Origin of the sequence: Actinocrinis sp. (assembly GCF_035650855.1) — a bacterium.
In the GTDB taxonomy this organism is placed as follows: domain Bacteria; phylum Actinomycetota; class Actinomycetes; order Streptomycetales; family Catenulisporaceae; genus Actinocrinis.
This window is the reverse complement of record NZ_DASRGV010000311.1, coordinates 1-4,855: the sequence shown is the minus strand read 5'-3', so window position 1 is coordinate 4,855 and position 4,855 is coordinate 1. Positions and strand designations below refer to the sequence as shown.

General features: G+C 68.7%; 6 protein-coding genes. 2 read left to right on the top strand and 4 right to left on the bottom strand.

What is annotated here, in order from left to right; genetic code table 11:
- From mnhG to VFB40_RS22015, 3 genes are all read right to left on the bottom strand, one after another.
- Positions 1 to 296 (bottom strand): monovalent cation/H(+) antiporter subunit G (mnhG, locus tag VFB40_RS22025; RefSeq protein ID WP_324853647.1); only part of this gene is annotated, 296 nt, incomplete at its 3' end.
- Positions 293 to 556: an MrpF/PhaF family protein gene (locus VFB40_RS22020; RefSeq protein WP_324840586.1), complete on the bottom strand. Its 264-nt coding sequence runs from the start codon at positions 554 to 556 to the stop codon at positions 293 to 295. The genes mnhG and VFB40_RS22020, both read right to left, overlap by 4 nt.
- Positions 553 to 1,143, bottom strand: coding sequence for a Na+/H+ antiporter subunit E (locus VFB40_RS22015; RefSeq protein ID WP_324853645.1), 591 nt, complete (start codon positions 1,141 to 1,143; stop codon positions 553 to 555). The genes VFB40_RS22020 and VFB40_RS22015 overlap by 4 nt, the downstream gene beginning before the upstream one ends.
- A gap of 211 nt (positions 1,144 to 1,354) precedes the next feature.
- Here VFB40_RS22015 and VFB40_RS22010 point away from each other — a divergent pair, with 211 nt between their 5' ends.
- Together VFB40_RS22010 and VFB40_RS22005 are read left to right on the top strand one after the other, a co-directional pair.
- Positions 1,355 to 1,483 carry a hypothetical protein gene (locus VFB40_RS22010; RefSeq protein WP_324840588.1) on the top strand — a complete coding sequence of 43 codons (129 nt, stop codon included), beginning with the start codon at positions 1,355 to 1,357 and terminating at the stop codon, positions 1,481 to 1,483.
- A 193-nt stretch (positions 1,484 to 1,676) separates the two neighbouring features.
- Positions 1,677 to 2,513 carry a hypothetical protein gene (locus tag VFB40_RS22005; protein WP_324853643.1) on the top strand — a complete coding sequence of 279 codons (837 nt, stop codon included), beginning with the start codon at positions 1,677 to 1,679 and terminating at the stop codon, positions 2,511 to 2,513.
- 134 nt (positions 2,514 to 2,647) lie between these two features.
- On the opposite strand, the gene VFB40_RS22000 is transcribed toward VFB40_RS22005, so the two are convergent.
- A partial coding sequence (locus VFB40_RS22000; RefSeq protein WP_324853641.1) for a GH32 C-terminal domain-containing protein occupies positions 2,648 to 4,855 on the bottom strand: 2,208 nt, incomplete at its 5' end.

Here is a 4,855-nt window from a genome sequence, read left to right as displayed (position 1 = left end):
GCACCGTCCCACATCGGCACGCCCGACTTGTACGCGGCGCGGGCCAAGGCGTGCGACGCGGTCGGGCTGACAATCAGCAGCAGCACCGCGACGAGCAGCGCCCGGCTGGCGTACGTGCTGTCGATGCCCTCACCGACGACCAGCGCGACAAGCGCCGGCAGCGCGCCCATGGTCACAGTCTTCGAGGAGCACTGGATGCGGCTGTACAGATCCGGCATGCGCAGGATCCCGACCGCCCCGGACAACGAGAACGCGAGCCCGATGCTCGCGAGCACGAGGAAAACAATGGTCTTCACAGCAGCCCCCGCTCCAGGTACCGCGCCCAGACGATCGCCCCGAGATAACTGAACGAGGCCAGCCAGAGCGCTACGTCGAGGTAGATCGTGCGGTCCGCGAAGGCCGCGAAGAACAGCACCGAGAGCGTCGCCTGCGTGGACAGGGTGTTGAGCGCCACGATGCGGTCCGAGATGGTCGGCCCGGCCGCCAGACGCGCCATCAGCAGCAGGCCGATGGCCGTCTCGACGAGGGCGATGACGCCGTACAGCGACGTGCTCACGAAGCCTTCTCCTCTTCCTTCCGCCCGTCCTTCTGCCGCCCGCGGCCCTGCCGGCCGCCGGGCAGGAACCGCTCCACCGGCTCGTTGATCTTGGCGCGGGCCTCCTGCGGACCGCCCTCCGGCACGACGACCGCGTGGTACTGCAGCTCCAGGCGCCGCCGGTCGACGTCGACCACCTGGTTGTCGACCACCACCGAGGTGACCAGCCCGACCACGGTCAGGCCGAACACCGAGCGCTGCGTCGTGGGCACGATCACCATGCCGCTGCGCAGCGGCCGGCTCGGCGCCCAGATCCGCGCGGCCAGCCGCACGTTCGCGGACACGATCCGGCCGAGCGAGGTGACGAACAGGCCGAGGGTGCGCCACAGCCGGCCCGGGGTGAGCACGGCCCAGGGCGGGATGACCGGGCCGAGCGGAGCGAGCGCCAGCCCGACGGCGAGCGAGACGCCGATCCCGAAGGCGTACTGCTCCGCCGTGACGGTCCACGTGAGCAGGATCCACACGATGAGGCACCAGGCGGCGAGGCCGAGGGAGCGCGCGAGGTAGCGCACTGGCCCGGGGAGCCGGTCGAGGCGCGACGGCGGCACCGCTCACCTCCCGTGTCGTGGACCTGTCCGCAGCCGGTTCTCGCGAATACCCGCGCTGCGACCGTGTACACGCGTTTGTTCCATCTGCTGGAAACCTGTTTCCGCCCCTTGGCCGCGGGGCATTGCATGGCTCCCGATCGCGCGGCGCCCGCGCAGCAGCGAGCGGAGAGAGCGGCACAAACCGTGCCCAGCCTGCGAGGAGGCGAGAACGATGACCAGACGCATCGAGACCGCTGAACAGAGCCGCCGCATCCGCGTACTCAAGCGTCAGCCGTCCCGGCGTGCCCTGCCGCCGCTGGATCTGCGTACGCCATCCGGGCGCCGCCGACTGCCTTATTAAGTCGCTATCCGCCACGTTAAGTCCGCTACCTGCTGATAGCCGCGGATAACCCGGTATAGGCCCGGGCTGCAACCAAGTTGGCGCCTCATCGCGTACTGACACGCGGGGGGCTAACGGGTACCCGACTTGGTTTACGCGGCGCATACTCACTGCCGGCCCCTTGCCGCGGAAACTGTTCAGCAAGGGACTGAGAGTGACGCACATACATCGCAGGCGGTTAGCCGCCTCCGTGGTCGTCGCCGGGCTGCTCTGCGGCTCGGCGACCGCGTTGGCCGTCCCCGCCCTCGCCGCCGCGCCGTCCGGGAAACACACCGTGGCGTTCAAGGGCGTGGGGACGAGCGGACAGGGCACGGCCCTGCTCGGCGGCAGCTGGCTCGACCAGATCACCCGCGACGAAGAGGTCGCGTTCGCCGAGTCGCACTGGAACTGGACCGCCTGGAACGACCCGACCCCGGTGGCCGACGGGTCCGATCAGGACCAGTACCAGTGCGCCGAGTTCGTTGCGCGGTCCATGGCCGCCGCCGGGCTGATCCCGGGCCTGAGCCCGGACGCGCCGCAGAACGACTACTTCAACTACACCGCGCCGAACGGCAAGGTCTACGACCTGCTGCTGATCTCGGTGCTGCCGCAGTACAACAACATCTACGACTACCTGATGGACAGCGGCGTCGGCATCGACGTCGGCGACGACGCGGCCGCCGCGCAGCCGGGCGACTTCGTGGTCACCTACCTCGGCCCGAACAACACCTCGAGCCACATGGGCCTGGTCGCGACCGCGCCGACCGCGACCGACGAAGCCACCGTGGACGCCCACAACCACGCGCGCTACCACTACGGCTACCACTACTACGCGCCCTCGCACCTGGTCGAGCTCGCGCCGAACGCGCTGCTGAAGGTCATCGCCTGGGCCGCGAAGTACAACTTCAAGGGCTCGGTCACGGCGCCGCACACGGCCCCGGCCGCTCCGCGCGGCTCGCACACCCTCGTCGGCGTCGGAAGCCTCGCCGACCCGGCCGGACCGCAGGTCTGATCCTGCTCTGAGCGACCGTCAGCGTTCTGCTTCGGCCTCCGCAGCCAAGAGTCACCCTCCGGCTGCGGAGGCCGAGTCGCGTTCGCCCGCCGAAACCGCGTCCGCCGAGTCGCGTTCGCCGACTCCAGGAGCGCTTACGACCAGATCGAGGACAACCGCCAGGCGGTCAAGTGCCGCACGGTCGCCGTGCCGCCGGCGGCGAACGCATCGACTCCGACTGCAGTGGAGTCCGGGAAGATCTGGTCAGTCAACACGACCTCGCCCTGATCGGCGAACACCTCGACCGACGAGGCGTCCACCAGGACGTGCAGCTTGAGATCGCCGCAGTCAAGCGGCAACGGGGCGGTCTGCACGCCGTAGAACGTCGGGTCGAAGCCCGTGTCGCCTGAGTGCGATCGATCGATGTAAAGCTGCTGGGTTGCGGTGTCGTAGCCGATCTGCGTGTACTGACCCGATCCGACGCGCACGTCGAGACCGAATCGAGCGGCGTTGCCGGCGTTGAGATCGGCGGTGATTTCGAGGGCCTGGCCGCTGACGCCGAGCGACCGCACACCGTTCGACACGGACACGGCCGGTGTGTTGTAAGCGTTCGGCTGCCGCAGTGTGCTGAGTTGGTTCACCGGCTGCTGCACGAGCCGGACCGCGCCGTTGATCGTTCGCAGCGACAGCTCGCGCGGGAAGGTGTCGGCACTGCGCCACGGCGAGGTGGGGATGTTGCCGCCGTAGTCCCAGTTGTTCATCCAGGCGATCGCGATCCGCTTGCCGCCGGGTGCGTCGTTGTAGCTGGCGGTGGCGTAGAAGTCCGCGCCGTAGTCGATCCAGTGTGCGCGCTGGACGCTGCTGAGCGCGGGCGCGGCGGCGAAGGTGATCTGGTCGGCGTTGACGTGGCCCCAGCCGCCGACGTTGTCGTCCACGATCTGGATCCGCGCGGACTTGCCGATCAGGGAGCTGACGTTCCAGGAGGTCCAGTCAAGCGCCTCGGCGTTCGATCCGGTGGCGCTGTCCACCACCTTGCCGTCGACCAGCAGGTTGACGCCGGTTTCGGTGTTGTACGGCGCGGCGGCGGCCGAGGAGAAGACGATGTGGTCGACCATCAGGTGGCCCCAGCCCGTGGCGCCGTCGTTCTGGTCGACCACCTGGATCGTGGCCTGCCGTCCCTTGTACTGGGCCACGTTCCACGAGGTCCAGTCCATGTCGCCGCTGTTCTTGCCGGTCGCGGTGGCCACCACGCTGCCGTTGATCAGCAGGTTGACGGCGGTGGGGTTCGGCTGGTCCATCGGGTGGTCGCCGCCCGCGATCAGGAAGTCGATGTAGTCCGAGCTGATGGTGAAGGCCGGGGAGGTGATCGTGCCCTCGGCCCCGTCGCAGGAACTCACGCAGGTGTCCAGCGCGCGGGGGTCGATCTGCCCCGGCAGGCTCTCGGCGGTCGGTCCCGCGTTCGCGAAATCGCCGGTCGCGCTCCAGCCGGAGCCCCAGCCGGAGCTGAAGTCGTCGAAGACCGGGCCGGGCGGCGCCGTGCCGTAGAGCACGCCGCCGGGCACGTACGCATGATCGCCGCCGCCGACCAGGAAGTTGATATAGGGCTGGCTGACGGTGAAGCTCGGGGAGGTCAGCGTGCCGGTGGCCGAGTCGCCGTTGATGAAGCTGTTGACCAGCCCGTGGCCGAGATAGCCGCTGACGTTCTGCTGGCCGGGCAGGGTTCCCTGCGCGGGTCCGCTGCCGAACGCCGTGCCGGTCGCGCTCCAGCCGGCGCCGTAACCGGAGCCTTCGAAGTCTGCGAAGACGTTCCCTGAGGGCGGGGTGTAGCCGGCCGGATCGTCCGCGGTAAACGTGGTTCCGTTGAACGTCCCGAGGAAGTACTGCGCACCGGAGCCGCCCGCATAGGAGCCCGGATTGAGGTTGACGGTCAAGACCCACTTGACGTTGTTCGGGTTCCCGTCGACCGGCAGCGGATACAGGTCAGGGCACTCCCACACGCCGCCGGTGGCGCCCGCGGGGCCGAACTCGCTCAAATACGTCCACTGCTTGAGGTCGGTCGAGGAGTAGAAGTAGACCTCGTGCAGGTCCGAGCGGGCGACCACCATCAGCCACTCGTTGGCCGGCGCGTACCAGAAGACCTTCGGGTCGCGGAAGTTCTGCGAGCCGAGATCGAGGACCGGGTTGCCGGAGTATTTGGTCCAGGTCGTGCCGCCGTCGAGGCTGTAGGCCAGCGACTGGCGCTGAACGCCGGTCGCCTTCTGGGCGCTGGTGTAGATCGCGATCAATGGCGGGTTCAGCGCCGTGCCCAGACCACTGGAGTCGGTCTTGTCGTAGACGACGCTGCCGGAGAAGACGAACTCATT